The sequence below is a fragment of the Paenibacillus sp. J31TS4 genome (genome assembly GCF_018403265.1).
GTDB lineage: Bacteria > Bacillota > Bacilli > Paenibacillales > NBRC-103111 > J31TS4.
Genome location: NZ_BOSI01000002.1, coordinates 156,196 through 170,418, shown reverse-complemented (window position 1 = coordinate 170,418; position 14,223 = coordinate 156,196). Strand labels below are relative to the sequence as shown.

11 protein-coding genes are annotated in these 14,223 nt (G+C 59.4%); 2 read left to right on the top strand and 9 right to left on the bottom strand.

Annotation, left to right across the window (positions count from 1 at the left end):
• Positions 1–50: 50 nt before the first annotated feature.
• From KJS47_RS11635 to KJS47_RS11600, 8 genes are all read right to left on the bottom strand, one after another.
• Positions 51–1,199: a glycosyltransferase family 61 protein gene (locus KJS47_RS11635; RefSeq protein ID WP_213525226.1), complete on the bottom strand. Its 1,149-nt coding sequence runs from the start codon at positions 1,197–1,199 to the stop codon at positions 51–53.
• 49 nt (positions 1,200–1,248) lie between these two features.
• Positions 1,249–1,968 carry a sugar phosphate nucleotidyltransferase gene (locus KJS47_RS11630; RefSeq protein ID WP_213525225.1) on the bottom strand — a complete coding sequence of 240 codons (720 nt, stop codon included), beginning with the start codon at positions 1,966–1,968 and terminating at the stop codon, positions 1,249–1,251.
• Positions 1,969–1,979: 11 nt separating this feature from the next.
• On the bottom strand, positions 1,980–2,732 hold the full coding sequence (locus KJS47_RS11625) for a glycosyltransferase family 2 protein (protein ID WP_213525224.1): 753 nt from the start codon (positions 2,730–2,732) through the stop codon (positions 1,980–1,982).
• 3 nt (positions 2,733–2,735) lie between these two features.
• Positions 2,736–3,635: a hypothetical protein gene (locus tag KJS47_RS11620; protein ID WP_213525223.1), complete on the bottom strand. Its 900-nt coding sequence runs from the start codon at positions 3,633–3,635 to the stop codon at positions 2,736–2,738.
• A gap of 121 nt (positions 3,636–3,756) precedes the next feature.
• On the bottom strand, positions 3,757–4,548 hold the full coding sequence (locus tag KJS47_RS11615; RefSeq protein WP_249716322.1) for a glycosyltransferase family 2 protein: 792 nt from the start codon (positions 4,546–4,548) through the stop codon (positions 3,757–3,759).
• A gap of 213 nt (positions 4,549–4,761) precedes the next feature.
• The gene (locus KJS47_RS11610; protein WP_213525222.1) at positions 4,762–10,113 is read right to left on the bottom strand and encodes a WIAG-tail domain; all 5,352 of its coding nucleotides are present in this window, start codon (positions 10,111–10,113) and stop codon (positions 4,762–4,764) included.
• A 166-nt stretch (positions 10,114–10,279) separates the two neighbouring features.
• Complete coding sequence (locus KJS47_RS11605) at positions 10,280–11,182, bottom strand: phosphotransferase (RefSeq protein ID WP_213525221.1); 903 nt, start codon at positions 11,180–11,182, stop codon at positions 10,280–10,282.
• A gap of 15 nt (positions 11,183–11,197) precedes the next feature.
• Positions 11,198–12,178 (bottom strand): aminoglycoside phosphotransferase family protein, encoded by a 981-nt coding sequence (locus KJS47_RS11600; RefSeq protein ID WP_213525220.1) that lies wholly within the window; start codon positions 12,176–12,178, stop codon positions 11,198–11,200.
• Between the two features lie 202 nt (positions 12,179–12,380).
• Between KJS47_RS11600 and KJS47_RS11595 the strand changes: the two genes are divergently transcribed.
• Both KJS47_RS11595 and KJS47_RS11590 read left to right on the top strand, forming a co-directional pair.
• A complete protein-coding gene (locus KJS47_RS11595) occupies positions 12,381–13,115 on the top strand; it encodes a Crp/Fnr family transcriptional regulator (protein ID WP_213525219.1) in 735 nt (244 codons plus the stop codon).
• 95 nt (positions 13,116–13,210) lie between these two features.
• The gene (locus KJS47_RS11590; RefSeq protein ID WP_213525218.1) at positions 13,211–13,516 is read left to right on the top strand and encodes a hypothetical protein; all 306 of its coding nucleotides are present in this window, start codon (positions 13,211–13,213) and stop codon (positions 13,514–13,516) included.
• Between the two features lie 222 nt (positions 13,517–13,738).
• On the opposite strand, the gene KJS47_RS11585 is transcribed toward KJS47_RS11590, so the two are convergent.
• Positions 13,739–14,221, bottom strand: a complete 483-nt coding sequence (locus tag KJS47_RS11585) for a DinB family protein (RefSeq protein ID WP_213525217.1) — start codon at positions 14,219–14,221, stop codon at positions 13,739–13,741.
• Positions 14,222–14,223 lie beyond the last annotated feature (2 nt).

The window sequence follows — 14,223 nt, the reverse complement described above, 5'->3', positions numbered from 1 at the left end:
CTGCCCCTCCTGGCACTGGCTTGTTCCGCTTCGGCATGCTCCCGCTCGTTTCAAAGCCGGGCCAGGCGAAGAGTCTCTTGCAGCTTCGATAAAGACACTCGGTAAGGGGAGGAAATCTCGGCGGCCTCTGCTTCGCCGATGAGATAATAGTAGTCCGCGTCCACATGATTGCTGAGAACCCAAAAATAATTGATGACATGGTTCGGAGACAGGAATTCAATCACGGTAGTACCTGGTGAGCAAAAAGCGAGATTCGCCAGACCGGCGCCGTGGGGAGCCACAATCGCTTCAGCATGGGCAAACAGATCTGCCTGCCGGGCAACAGACAATGTTTCCGCCAGCACCTTGGTAAATCCGTACTCGGCCAGCAGACCGAGCACCTCTTCCTCGTTCTCAATATTGCGCTCGGAATTGGCCCTGCTTATATAAAGACGCTTCTTTTCCCCGCTTCGGATTTTGGCCGGAAGAAAGGACCGGCGCAAAAAGTTGCAGGCCCATTGGGGATACGGATACATAGCGGTCATGATAACGGAAGGAACGATAAGCGTCTGGGCCAGCATATGGAAATTCTGATGAGTCAAGCAGCGCTGGCTTTGAGGAATCCCCAGCTTTTCCAATGTTTCCTCTTGATAAGGAGCCAGATAAGGTCGGTTGAAGATGTATTTGTCCGGTTGCAGACCCGATATCCGGATTAACTCGATTCGGGGAAGCACGTCAAACAGCCAGTGGTAATAGTTCTGGCTTGCGTAAAAGGTTAGCACCGCCGCGATCCCCGCGTATGGTATAGGCTCCTCCCCCTCCCACCGCTCAAAAACGGAGTGCTGCTCCCCGACGATAACCCGGTCGCCTCCCCATTCCATAGAAACATCAGCGAGCAGCATATTGTCCTCGGTGATGACCGCGCCGCCCTCCCCCCATAAACGGGCATTCTTCAGAACTGCCGCGTAGTAGGACGGCGAACACATAACAGAAGCGGTGAAATAGGGATGCGGAACAGGTTCCACCGTTTTCGCTTGGTGATATTCTCTTGTTTCTCCGCAAACAAATTCGCGCAGCCACTGACCGGCAATTCGTGCGGAGGGAGATGCTGAGAAATACTCTCTAGCCGACCTGTAAAACCCTTTAGGACCCGACGCTCCTTCAGACGAATATAGTCTGGCTTCTTTCCTCCTAGCCCCCTTTCTCTTCCCACCAGCCATTTTACGTCCTCCTCTTCAGATGAATCTCCGCTTCGCCGGCGCTCCCTCGCTATTTGCGTCTCTTTTTAAGCAGATGGGCGGCGTGTGCAAGGGAATCGAAAGTGCCGGCGTCTATCCACCAGCCCTTCAGAATGTCATACTGAAGCTGGCCAGCCTTCGCATACAGATTGTTGAGATCCGTGACCTCCAGTTCGCCTCGCCGGGAAGGAGCAAGCGTTCGGATCCAGTCGAACACTCTAGCGGTATACAGGTAGATTCCCGTCACACAATAGACCGAACGAGGGTTTCGCGGTTTCTCCTCAATTCGAACGATTCTTCCTTCTTCGAGAACAGGGACTCCATAACGAGAGGGATCGTCAACCTTCTTAATGAATACTCTCGCCCCGACTCCCTGTTGCCGATAAGCTTCCAAACAGTCCGTTAGCGAATCTTCGAACAAATTGTCCCCGAGCAGGACGAGAAAAGCTTCCGTCGGCTGGACGAAGCCTTCCGCCAAAGAAAGTGCCTGGGCCACGCCCCCTGGTTCTTCCTGGATCCGATAGGTTAAGCTTACTCCCTCCTCCGAGCCGCTTCCCAAATAGGAAATGAACGCGCCAGCGGCCTGCCTGCTTGTGACTAGGAGAATGTCGCGAATCCCCGCCTCCCTCAGCTTTTGAATGCCGTACAGGATCATAGGCTGTCCCCCAATAGGGAGCAGATGCTTGTTATACAGCTTTGTCAGGGGATACAGCCGTCTCCCCGTACCCCCTGCAAGAATAATGCCCTTCAACACCATCCCCCCTAAGTTGACGGCTCCTCGATCAGGGAGTTTGGATCGAATCCCCACTTATCGACAAACTTTTTGTAGCTTTCCCGAACCAGATGCGCTCTTTCCTTGGAATCCATCTTCAAAAAGGTCGCACTCCCATGGTGGTGCACGATGACATCCCCGCTGATCATCAAGCGGTACCCGGCCTTACGGGCGCGGTAGCAATAATCGTCATCTTCGTAGTGACCCGGGGAATAACGCTCGTCGAGCAGCCCGATTCTCTCCATAAGCTCCCGGGAGAACAACATGCAGAACCCGACCAATCTCTCGGTTGTCACGTACTTCCCCGGATCTTGCTTGTTGTAGGCGGCTGCTGCTTCCTGATAGCCTTCTATCGTTTCATATTCCGGGTTACGCTGCTGCCGGCCGCTGATGTAGTTGGTGTAAGGCCCCACTATGCCGATATCGGGGCTGCTGGCGAGACAGGCAAGCATATTGTCCAGCCAGTTCGGCCCCACCACAATGTCGTTGTTCAGTAAGAGCAAGTGGTCTCCCGCCGCAATTCGGAGCCCCCAATTGACGGCAATGGGAAACCCCCGGTTGTTCGGAAAGGAGATGACCATCAGGTTCTCTTCCCTGCAATACTGGAGAGTTCCGTCGTCGGACCCGTTATCCACCACAATAATTTCATAAGGAGAATGCGTGTGAGACCGAATGGAAGCGACACATTCTCTTAACAAGTACAGGCCCTGGAAGGTAGGAATAATGATGCTCGTCAAACCCATTGGCTATCCCCCCACAAAGTCTCGCTTGCGCAATTGGTCTTCGTAATTCAGGCGATCTCCGTTCCGCTGCAAGGCTTCCGCCAACGCTTCAATTGAATCTCCTTGAAACAGACTGTCATGCGACAGGGAAGCTTTCCTGCTGCTGGCTGTCCTGGCGGAAGAAACTATCTTCACCTTGCCTGGTGCAGCTATCTTCAGCGGCAGCTGAAGAGCCCGCCCATGCGCCTTCGCCGGAACGGCCAAGGCGGAATAGCCGATCGACTCGACAGCGTGGCGGGATAAGGCATGAGGGACGTTGACCAGCGAGTTGGCTTTCAGGTCGGGCCTGCCCAATCCCAAGTTCAAAAACTCCTGCACGACCCACTCAGGATGACGCTGCTGGAACAAGGGCAGGAAAGAGCTCGCGTCATTGAGCACGACGTCCGTGCCCTTTTCCAGCTCCAAGAAGAAAGGGAGCAGCTCCTCCGCAGTAATCCGGACTTTGTCTTCAAGAAAGAGCAGCTTGTCGGCGGGAGATGCCTTCGCGCCTATGGCGCGTCCGACATCAGGGCCCAATTGGTTGGGAAAGTGGATGATGACGGGGCTGCTCTTGTCCTTTCGCAGCTGCAGCAGCTGTCTTTCGGGAAGCTCATGGGCGATGACGACAATATCCTCTTGAAGCAAGAGACGGTGCAGCTGCCTCAAGATCGAATAGCCATGCCGCAAGCCATCGTTAACGTTCAACACTACACCCGCTCGACAATCGGCTGGAACCGGGAGCCACTGGTCGTTCCGCAGACGGGATTTCAGGCTGTATCCTCTGACGAACTTCACAGCGGTTTCCTGATAGACGGGCGGATGCAGCACCCATTTTTGTTTTTCGCGATACCATTCGTTCCATAATCCGCTCAGCTCGGTGCGCATCCTTTCCTTGCTCCAATGCTTCTTACGAGCCTTCTTGCCGTATTTTTTCCCGGCCTCGTAGGCCTTGGCGGCAAGCTGAGAATAACTTTCGCCTTGGTTCCGGTCGTTTGTCATCCCTTCCTCACCTCACTAGTTTCCGCATTCTCTTATCGTCCGCCATCTCTCCGCGGTTATCGGTTTGTTGAATGTACCAGTGGATGGCCTCCAAATGATCTCCAATAATGAGCGCTTTGACGGGATCGCGCCGCCCTCTCTTCAAGGGATTGGGTTTGCCTACGTCAACAAAGATCGGCGTGCGAATTTTTAACCCCTTCAGAAAAGCCGCCGCTTGGGCTTTCGGAGGAACCGCCAGCAGCGAAGAGCCTATGATCTCTACGGCCTTTTTACTGATAGCGTGAGGAATTGCCGTCAAGGACGCTCCTTTCAGCTCGGGATGACCCAGCATGACATTGAAGGCATGCTTCGAAAGGACAACGGGATGGACCTTTTTTCGTTTGACGCCTCCGTTGTAACGGTTCAGTGCCACATCCGCCCCTCGTTGAATCGCCCAGATGAAGGGCTTTAGCTTTTCTTTGGGGATGACGATATCCCCGTCCAGAAACAGCAGGATCTCTCCCTTGGCGTGTTCTGCACCTATGCTTCTGCCGACATCGTGGCCGAGCGGTTCCTCGTAATGATAGACTCTCGCCCCCATGGACTCGGCAATTTTCGAAGATCCATCCTTGGACCCGTTGGCCACCACGATCACTTCGGTACGAGGATGTATGCTGTATGCCTCACTAATGACAGCAGCCAGTGTTTTTTTCTCGTTCATGACAGGTATGATAACGGACACTTTCGGATGATCAGGGTTGCTTCGCCGCAACAGTGCACTAGGTTTCTGAGTGTTGCGGGTTTTTGTCCTTTTGAGCAATCGTCTCAACTCCTAGGGCAGCCCTTAGTTTTTCTCCCATTTTATGAATACTGGTTTATTCTGCAACGGCACTTGTACCGGAAGATGGGACATATAGCCGTTAGGAAGACAGAAATACCCAATCCGTGCCATCCAGTCTTACACGGGAAACAGCCTGTCGAGAAATTCTCGACAGGCTGCCGTTCTATACTCGTGTTAAATTGGGATCGCGGATTACCCGCCGATGGCAATCCAGGTGAAGAAGCCTTCGGCGTCCCCGGCCGGCTTGGTGCGAACGATCTCCAGGACGGCCCCGTCCGGCTGCCGCTCCTTAAGAACGGCAAAACAGGCGGAGTGGCTGGTCGTTGCCACGAGGACATATTGGTCGTTCGCGAAGGGTTCAGGAAACTCCAGCGTGACCTGAACCATCTTTTCCTTGCCGCTGAATTGAAACGACTCCGTCCCGAACTGCTGCAGCGCGTTCGCCTGGGCGCTTGTCGTCCGAAGGACCGCTGGCTTCTCCACAGGGGCCTCCACCGGCTCCTCAGCGGCTGCCCGCCGGTCCGCCAGCTCCAGCAGCTCCTCCGACAGGTGATGCCTGCCAATCGCCCCCGGTTGAATATGCGCCGCCTGCACAGAAGCCGGCTTGAGGTGCCGGCCGTTGACGGACTCGGTCTCCAGGTGCTCCTCCTTCACGGAGCGCAGCCGGATATGCTCACTGAAGATCGAGCCTGCCGCCAGATGCTCGCCGGTTACGGATTCGAAGGCGATCGTTTCGCCGGTCACCGATCCGTGCGCCAGATGGCGGAACTGGACGCTGCCGGGCTTCAGATGCCGGGAGGCTACCGCCTCCGCGGCCAGATGGCCGCCTTCCACCGATTCGGCGGCCAGCTTCCGCCCCGTAACGGCCTCGTCGGCCAGATGCGCCGTCCCGACCGCTTCAGCCGCCAGAATCCTTTCCGACACGCTTGCTTCCGCCAGCTGATCCGCGCCGATTGCGCCGAATTCGAGATGGCGTCCCTGAATGACACCCTCCCGGATATGGCGGCTCTGGATGGAACCGGGCCCAATATGCTTGCCGGTTACCGCGTCGGTTTGAAGTTTACCGGCCGTGACGGCACCGTCCGCCAGCTTCTCCGCCGTGACCGCGGCATCCGCCAGATGGTGCGCATCCACGCTGGCTTCGCCAAGCGTCCTCCCGCTTACGCTGGCGTCGGCAAGCGCCGTCTCCGTGACGCTCTCCGGCGCCAGCTTGGCGGCCGTTACCGAGGCCTCGCCGAGATGCTCGGTCTGCACGGCTTCCGGCAGGAGCTGCGGCGTCCCTACGCTGCCCTCCGCGAGATGCTCGTGCTGCACGGCTGCTGCGCCGAGATGCCGCGACTGCACCGATTCCTCGGTGAGATGCTCCTCTCCGACAATCCCTCTTGCGAGATGCCGTGACTGCACCGATTCCGCGCCGAGCTTCTCCTCTGTTACGCTCTCCGGCGCGAGCTTGTCGGCCGTCACCGAGCTTGCCGCGAGGTGATCCGCTTGCACCGCATCCGCCACGAGCTGCTCGGGGCCTACGCTCGCCTCCGCGAGATGCTCCCGCTGCACGGCCGCCGCGCTCAGATGCCGCGACTCCACCGACTCCTCAGCGAGATGCTCCCGCTGTACAATGCCGCCGGCGAGATGCCGCGTCTGCACCGATTCCCCACCGAGCTTCTCCTCCGTCACGCTCTCCGGCGCGAGCTTCTCAGCCGTCACCGAGCTTGCCGCGAGGTGATCGGCTTGCACCGCGTCCGCCACGAGCTGTTCGGGGCCTACGCTCGCCTCCGCGAGGTGCTCCCGCTGCACGGCTGCCGCGCCGAGATGCCGCGACTCCACCGATTCCTCGGCGAGATGCTCCCGCTGCACGATGCCGCCGGCGAGATGCCGCGTCTGCACCGATTCCGCGCCGAGCTTCTCCTCCGTTACGCTCTCCGGCGCGAGCTTGTCGGCCGTCACCGAGCTTGCCGCGAGGTGATCGGCATGCACCGATTCCGCCACGAGCTGCTCGGGGCCTACGCTCGCCTCCGCGAGATGCTCCCGCTGCACGGCTGCCGCGCTCAGATGCCGCGACTCCACCGCCTCCTCGGCGAGATGCTCCCGCCCTACGATGCCGCCGGCGAGATGCCGCGACTGCACCGACTCCGCGCCGAGCTTCTCCTCCGTCACGCTCTCCGGCGCGAGCTTGTCGGCCGTCACCGAGCTTGCCGCGAGGTGATCGGCTTGCACCGCGTCCGCCACGAGCTGCTCGGGGCCTACGCTCGCCTCCGCGAGATGCTCCCGCTGCACGGCCGCCGCGCTCAGATGTCGCGACTCCACCGACTCCTCGGCGAGATGCTCCCGCTGTACGATGCCGCTGGCGAGATGCCGCGTCTGCACCGATTCCGCGCCGAGCTTCTCCTCCGTCACGCTCTCCGGCGCGAGCTTGTCGGCCGTCACCGAGCTTGCCGCGAGGTGATCCGACTGGACGGCAGAAGGCACGATTTGCGCCGTCCCTACACTTTGCCCGGAGAGATGCTGCTGCTTGATAATCGCCGCTCCAAGATGCCGGGATTGGACGGCCTCTTCGGCGAGATGCTCCTGCCGCACAATACCGCCTGCCAGATGCCAGGTACGGACCGCTTCCGCTCCCAGTTTTTCCGCCGTTACGCTGCCCGGAGCCAATTTCTCTCTGGTTACCGCTTCCTCCGTCAGATGACCGTTTTGCACCGCATAAGGCGCGAGCTGACCGGCACCGACGCTTTCCTCGGCGAGATGCCAAAGCTTGATTGCCGCCGTTCCGAGATGCCGCGATTGGACCGCTTCCTCGGCGAGATGCTCCTCGTGTACGATTCCGTTTGTGAGATGAACCGCCTTTACCGATTCCTCGCCGAGCTTGTCGGCCGTCACACTTCCGGGCGCCAGCTTGTCGGCCGTCACCGCCTGTTCAGCCAAATGCCGATTTTGCACCGCAAATGAGGAAATATGCGCGGTCTCTATACTTTTCTCAGCCAGATGCTCTTGACGGACGGAGGAAAACCCCAGATGCCGGGATCGAATCACGTCTCCCCCCAAATGATGCTCCTGGACGGCTCCAAGCCCGAGGTGCTGGGAAGTAACCGATTCGACATTCAGCTTCTCCGCCGTTACGGATCCCGGTGCCAGCTTGTCGGCCGTCACCGCGTAATTGGCCAGCTTTTCGGTTGTTACCGCGTCCGCGGCAAGATGGAGCTCGGCGACGGCTTTGTCAGCCAGGTGCTTCCCGATCACGGCGCTGTCGGTCAAATGGCGGCTTTCCACCGCTCCCGGCGCCAGCTTGGCACTTGTGACCGATTCGTTCGCGAGATGGCCGGCAAGCACTTCTCCCTTCCGAATCTTCTCGGCAATGACCGAACCGACAGCCAGATGCTCGGTCCCGATGATTCCTTTCCCCAGATGGCGGGCCTGCACGGCCTCTTCCTGGAGATGACGATCCTGTACGGCATCCGGGCGCAGATGCTTGCCGCTGATGAATTCCACATCCAGCTTGTCGGCCGTGACGGCACCCGGGGCCAGCTTAGCGGACGTAATGGCATAATCCTGGATAGTCCCCGTACCAACCGCCTTCTCTTGCAGATGCTCTTTGCCAACCGATTGCAGCCCCAGATGACCCGTTTCCACGGAGCGCTGCTGCAGATGGTCCCCGCTGACCGACTGCGGGGACAGCTTCTGGCTGTTCACGCTGCCGTCCGTCAGATGCTCGGTACCGATGGACGCTTCTTTGATCTTGTTTGTTCCGATGGCGCGATCCGCAATTTTTTCTCCCGTCACGGCATGCCGGTCCAAGTGGAACGTCTTGATGACGTCCGAAGGCAGGTGGAACCCTTTTACCGCATCGGGACGGATATGATGGGAATCGATGCTCTCTTCCTTGAGCTTTTCGCCCGAAACTGAACCCGGGGCCAGCTTCTCCAGTGTGACAGATTCCTTGGCCAGATGGTCCGCATGAACCGCTGCGGATGCAAGATGCTCGGCCGTCACCGTCTTTACTTCCAGATGCTGCGAACGGACGGCGCGGGGCGCCAGCTTCTGCTCCGAAACGGCGTTGGCCTCCAAATGGATCGTCTGCACAGCATCCGGCGCGAGCTTGCTGCTCGTTACCGCAGCCTGAACGAGATGACTGCTGCCGACGGATTCGGCGCGCAGATGCAGCGAAGCGACCGCCCCTGGAGCCAGCTTCTCCGACAGGACCGCCTCGTTCCCGAGCTGCCTGGCCGTCACGGCTCCAGGTTGAAGATGTTCCGTACCGACCGACCGGTCCTGCAATTGACGAGGACCGACGGAGTGCTCGGCGATTTTGGATTCAATGACGGCATCCTGCTGGAGATGCTCGGACTGGATCGTACCGGGCGCGACATGCTGGCTTCTTACGGCCTCCCGCTGCAGATGCGCCTGCGAGATGCTTTCCAGACCCAGCTTCTCGGTCGTCACCGCCCCGCTGCGCAGCTTCTCGGTCGTCACCGCATTGTCCGCCAGCTTGGCGGAACCGATGATCTGATTGGCCAGATGCACGCTTTGAATCGTGCCGCTCTTGATCTTGTCTCCCGTCACCGCTTGATCCTGCAGCAGCTCGGTCGTCACCGCCTGCTCGTGCAGGTGGCGGGTGTCGATGGACGCTTCCGCAATCTTGGTCGAATCGATCGTACCGTTGGCGAGCTTGGAGGAGGTTACGCTGTTGTCTGCCAGCTTTTCTCCTGTGACAGCTCCATCGTGCAGTCGGCTGCTCGTCACAGCCCCGGGGGCGATATGAGGTTCCTGCACCGCTCCTTCCGCCAGCTTGGCGGCCGTGACGGCCTTCTCCTGCAGCTTCGCAGCGGAGACGGCATGATCGGCCAGCGTCTCTACCGTCAGACTTCCCGGCTTGATCTTCGAAGAGTCGATCGCCTTGTTGGCAATCTTCTCGGGTGTGACGGAGGCATCCTGCAAATCGTCTGTGAAGATGATGGGCGTATTCGGCGCTTCATCACGGCGCTGCAAAATGGCGGCCGGATCTTGGCGGGGAGGCAATAGGGGATGAGGCGCTGTGCGCTCTTGTTGGTCTTCCCGCTCGGTTCCTTTCTCCGTAAGCGGCCCCTGCCTCGGAACGGCAGGTCCCGTTACCTTCTCTTCAAGTTTGGGAGCAGGAGGCAGGGCAGCCGGTTCAGCGAACTCCCTATCCAGTCCCTTCACTTCCTCCAGTTCATTCAAGTCTTGCGACATTTCGTATTCATCCAGTCCTTCCATTTCCTCGAACGCGGTGCTTGACAGCATGGCCTTCGACCGTCCGTCTGCGAACTTGGCTGAGAGTTCCGACTGCGGCTTGGGCGATAAGCGGCTTCTGCGCCCGCGCGGCGAGTCCGGACTCTTCTTCTCTTCCGCCTCTTTCTTCAGAGGCTGTTTGTCGGGAGAAGCAGCAAGCGGTTGTTTAGCCTCCTTCTTGTCCCTGCTCCTCTCCGACTCATCCATCCAGCCGAGCTCGAACAAATTAGCGTCCAACCGTGTACCCCGCTCCCGCTCCTTCTGTCCCCGTGCGGACGAAGTCGATGGCTTGCGCTTCTTCATAGCGAAACTCCTTCCTGCATTTGCCTAGTCTTGTGTACCATATGCTCCACCGCTCACAATGGTCACCAGCCTGCTCAGAAAGGAACCGAGGATAGGCTTGTCCGGTGCGGCCGCATCCTCGTCATGACGCGAAGCTCCCGGAATGCGACACTCCGGGAGCCCTGTTTCAGAGCAGCTTGCGCAGTCCTCTCACATACTTGTTAATAGTCTGACTTGAGGGAACCGGAATACGCCCCGTCCCCGCCCGCTTGCCGAGCCGGAGCTTACGGATGACAGGATAAGGAATCAGGAGCAGCGCAAAGAGCAGGTGACGGTCCTGGATACTGAGCTGACGATGTTTGTGGTACAGCCGGACAGCCTCGAGAGTGCGCTCCGCATCCCACCCGCAGTTGCGGTGAAGCAGGTGGGCAAGGTCGCTCATCCGAGGGGAGTGGGAGCTGTTCTCGAAGTCGATCATATGGAGTCTCCGCTGGGAATCTAACACCAGGTTCGGATAATTGTAGTCGCCGTGCGTGAAGGCCCCTGCGTCCTTCTCCTTCTGCACAGCCTCCTTCGCGAGCGGATCGTTCAGCCGTTCAGCCGCGAGGTCACACATGGCGAGCAGCCGGCTGATGTTGAGCTCTTTCTCCAGTCGCTGCCTATACTGCTCCACTTGGTGCTGCAGACCATCATAACGCAAACGCGAAGGGGGAGCGTCCGCTGTGTCCAGCCCTTCGGCAGTACGATGGAAGCGGGCGAGCAGGGCGACTGCTTGCCGCCACTCCTTCTTCTTTTTTAGTCTCGGCGGACGGCCGTTGATCCACTTCGTAAGCATATAGTAGGTGCCGTCCCATTCAAAATACATCTTCCCCCTTGTCGTCAGATCGGTTCGGGGACCACGGTTGAATCCTTTCTGTGCCAGATGACGGTAAACGCGGGAAAGATAAATCGCATCCCTTTCGTTCGAGCCGGACGGCTTCAGGCAGCGGTTCCCGTGTCCGGCCAAACGCAGCCGATACACATCCCGGTACTTTTCGAATGCAGCGACCCGCTTGCCATACTGCCGCCGCACCGCCTCTCTTAACGACATGCGACCGCCTCCTTTCTAGCCTTGCCTGGCCCAGCGGTTCATCCATTTGTTTGCCGCCAGCCGGCTGTTCCAAGTCGATCGGAAGATCCGGAAGACCTCCGGCGAGGAGGAATGGCGGGCGGCTGCCGCAGCGAGGAAGCCTTCCCTCGGGACGCTGTAAAGGGCGGCGATCAGTCTGCGCTGGGACTTGCGGAGCGGACGGATGGACTCATAGCCTCTCAGCAGGGAGGCCATCTCCGGAATGGAGAACCCCGTCGTGTTGGTCAGCGCCTTGACCAGCTCCACATAGGCCGACTTGGGCTTCGCCATTTCCCAGTCGATCAGATACAGCTGCTGTTGCGTCAGCAGGACGTTGAAGCTGGTGATGTCCCCGTGGATGAGCGAAGGGGATCTTTGCTCTCGGAGCAGTTCCGCCCGGATGTCGGCTTGCCCGAGACGGCTCCAGGCGCGGCGGCTGACGGCCAGACAGCGCATGCCGTGCTGCCGGAACCACCGGCCGGCCGGCGTGCTGCGCGCGGACACGGACGCCAGCTCCCGCGCAAAGCGGAGATGCTGCTTCCTCAAGTCCGCGATGGCTTTGGCTGCCAGCGTGCCCCGGCTGCCGGTCCTCCCCCGTGTCCGCCTGTGCAGCTTAGCTAGCGCACGCCCCAGCCGATAGTAGTCTTCCGGACCACCCAACCGCTGGCCGTCGATCCATTCTGTGGCGTAATACAGGCGTCCTCCCACCCGGGTCCACCGTTTGCCGGACGTCGTCCGCACCCAGCGGGGCATATGACGATAGCCTTTCCGCTTGAGCAAGCGCATGTAACGGACGATACGAGCCAGCCTAGCGCTTGAGCCCCGATACGGCTTGACGAAATAGCGGCCGCTTTCGGTATCCATGCTGTAGGCTGCCACCTTTTTGTAATACGAGCTCAGCGGGCGGACGTCCACCAAATTCCAGCCGTACGCCCGGGCGATAACTTGGAACGTTGAGGTTCCCGGCTTATTTGCCAAGTCTTGGCACCTCCTGAATGGGGCGTGCACCCCCGGTTTCTTTTCACCTAAGATAGTGTATACAGGCGTTCCGGTCTGGTGCGAAAAGCAGGCTCCCGCCGTATGAAAGACCGACGCAAGTTTGCCATACTTCTCGCAGGGTAAGAAGGCTATAATGGAACCAACAGGAAAAAGGCATTCCCTGCAACAGGAGGTGCGAAAGATGACTTCAACCAAACCGGCAGACGCGGGAAGCCCGCGCACTTACCAAATCGAGCATTTTCTGTCCGACGCCCATTTTCACCAGCTGATGGACGCGATGACGGAGCAGACGATCCAGGAGGGCTCCCATCTGTTCTGGGAGGGAGAGCCGGCCGACCGTCTCTTTTATATCAAAAAGGGCAAAGTAAAGATCTCCAAGTCGACAGAGGACGGCAAGGACTTCATCCTCCTCTACCTGCAGGAGGGCGATTTCTTCGGAGAATTCGCAGCAGACGGCAGCACCCGGTTCTCTTATACGGCCGAAGCGGTGCAGGATACCAAAGTCGGGCTGGTCGCCCAACGCGACCTCGAGACACTGATCGCCATGAGCGGCGAATTCGCGCTCGGCTTCATCAAGTGGATGAGTCTGATGCAGCGCGCGACGGAATCCAAGTTCCGCGATCTTATGCTGTTCGGTAAGAAGGGCGCGCTCGCGTCCACGCTCATCCGGCTGACCAACTCATACGGCGACAAGCGGGAGGACGGCACCATCCGCATTACGCTCAAGCTGTCCAACACGGATCTGGCCAATATGATCGGTACGACGCGCGAGAGCGTCAATCGGCTGCTATCGGCTTACCGAGACGAAGGCCTGATCGACTATGACGTCCACCACCACATCATGGTGCTGGAGCTGGCCAAGCTGAAGGCGATCGTCTGCTGCCCGGACTGTCCGTCCGAGATCTGCCGGATTTGACCGGCACTCTTCGCCCTTCCGCCTCCCCGGCCATCGGCCATGCCCGGGGGGCGGTGCCTTGTGGAGCGGACAAGCAGACGGAAGGAGACCGAGCGATGGCATTCGGCATCACGAGAGAAGAGATGAACCGTTGGAAGCAGCGGGTGGCAAGCGGTGAGCTCGCCTATTTGACCCATTACTGGCTCGACCCGCGGTTCGCTTCCGCCGGGATCAAGACCGTCACCAAGGTCGGCTGCTCCGACCTGCCGCGGTTGGCGGCCTGGTGCCAGGCAAACGGTCTCGATCCTGCCTATATTCACGCGAGGGAGCGCTACCCGCACTTCGACCTGATCGGCCCCAAGCAGCGGGAGATTCTCTACCGTGAGCAGCTATGGGACCAGATTCACCGGTTCGGCATCTGAGAGGATATCCCGTGCCGCAGAACAGCAAGAGCCCGGTCGGGAACGACCGGGCTCTTGGCGTGACTCTCTCCTTGCTAGGAGGGCAGATGAAGGGTGCAATTGTAGCGTTCGCATTCCCAGCGGAGCTCGCTGCGGGTCAATACGGTAACCGACGTCTGGGTGAGATGGGCGGACGTGTCCACATGAGGGCGCTCCTACCCTATCCCCTGGCAGCGCCAGACCCTAGCTCTGTTCGCAGGAAGCAAGGAACGCCTCGATCTGCTGCCGGTGATGCCGGTCGTGGGGCAGAAAGCCGTTCAAGTACTCCTCCAGGCTGAACGGATCTCCTTCTCCGTCCGTATGCACCTGGCGCAGCTCTTCTTCGGACGCTCCCCGGAGCAGTTCTAGCAGGCGCCGCCGGTGAGCGGCCGATTCCGCCGCCAGCTCGGCAAGCGGCCTTTCCCTGCCCGAATCCGCAGCCCGACGGTTGAACTCGTCGAAGTCCAGATGCCGGACGGTGAGCGGCTGGCCGGCTGCCGCCTTCTCGACCGCCTCTTCCAGGTAATAGTTGTCCCAGGCCGCCATATGGGCGACGATCTCCTTCACCGACCATTTGCCTGGCGCAATCGGCCTGCTCACGGTCTCCTCAGGTACCGCGGCCAGCGATTCCGCGAACGGGACCCACTCGGCAAACTGTTCTATCTTCTCCTCCATAGCTTGGATCATCC

What these genes read in the sequence shown, in the direction of transcription:
- KJS47_RS11625 (WP_213525224.1), bottom strand. Translation starts at nt 2,732, where the DNA reads ATGGGTTTGACGAGCATCATTATTCCTACCTTCCAGGGCCTGTACTTG.
- KJS47_RS11620 (WP_213525223.1), bottom strand. Translation starts at nt 3,635, where the DNA reads ATGCGCACCGAGCTGAGCGGATTATGGAACGAATGGTATCGCGAAAAA.
- KJS47_RS11590 (WP_213525218.1), top strand. Translation starts at nt 13,211, where the DNA reads ATGGCATTCGGCATCACGAGAGAAGAGATGAACCGTTGGAAGCAGCGG.
- KJS47_RS11595 (WP_213525219.1), top strand. Translation starts at nt 12,381, where the DNA reads ATGACTTCAACCAAACCGGCAGACGCGGGAAGCCCGCGCACTTACCAA.
- KJS47_RS11635 (WP_213525226.1), bottom strand. Translation starts at nt 1,199, where the DNA reads ATGGCTGGTGGGAAGAGAAAGGGGGCTAGGAGGAAAGAAGCCAGACTA.
- KJS47_RS11610 (WP_213525222.1), bottom strand. Translation starts at nt 10,113, where the DNA reads ATGAAGAAGCGCAAGCCATCGACTTCGTCCGCACGGGGACAGAAGGAG.
- KJS47_RS11585 (WP_213525217.1), bottom strand. Translation starts at nt 14,221, where the DNA reads ATGATCCAAGCTATGGAGGAGAAGATAGAACAGTTTGCCGAGTGGGTC.
- KJS47_RS11605 (WP_213525221.1), bottom strand. Translation starts at nt 11,182, where the DNA reads ATGTCGTTAAGAGAGGCGGTGCGGCGGCAGTATGGCAAGCGGGTCGCT.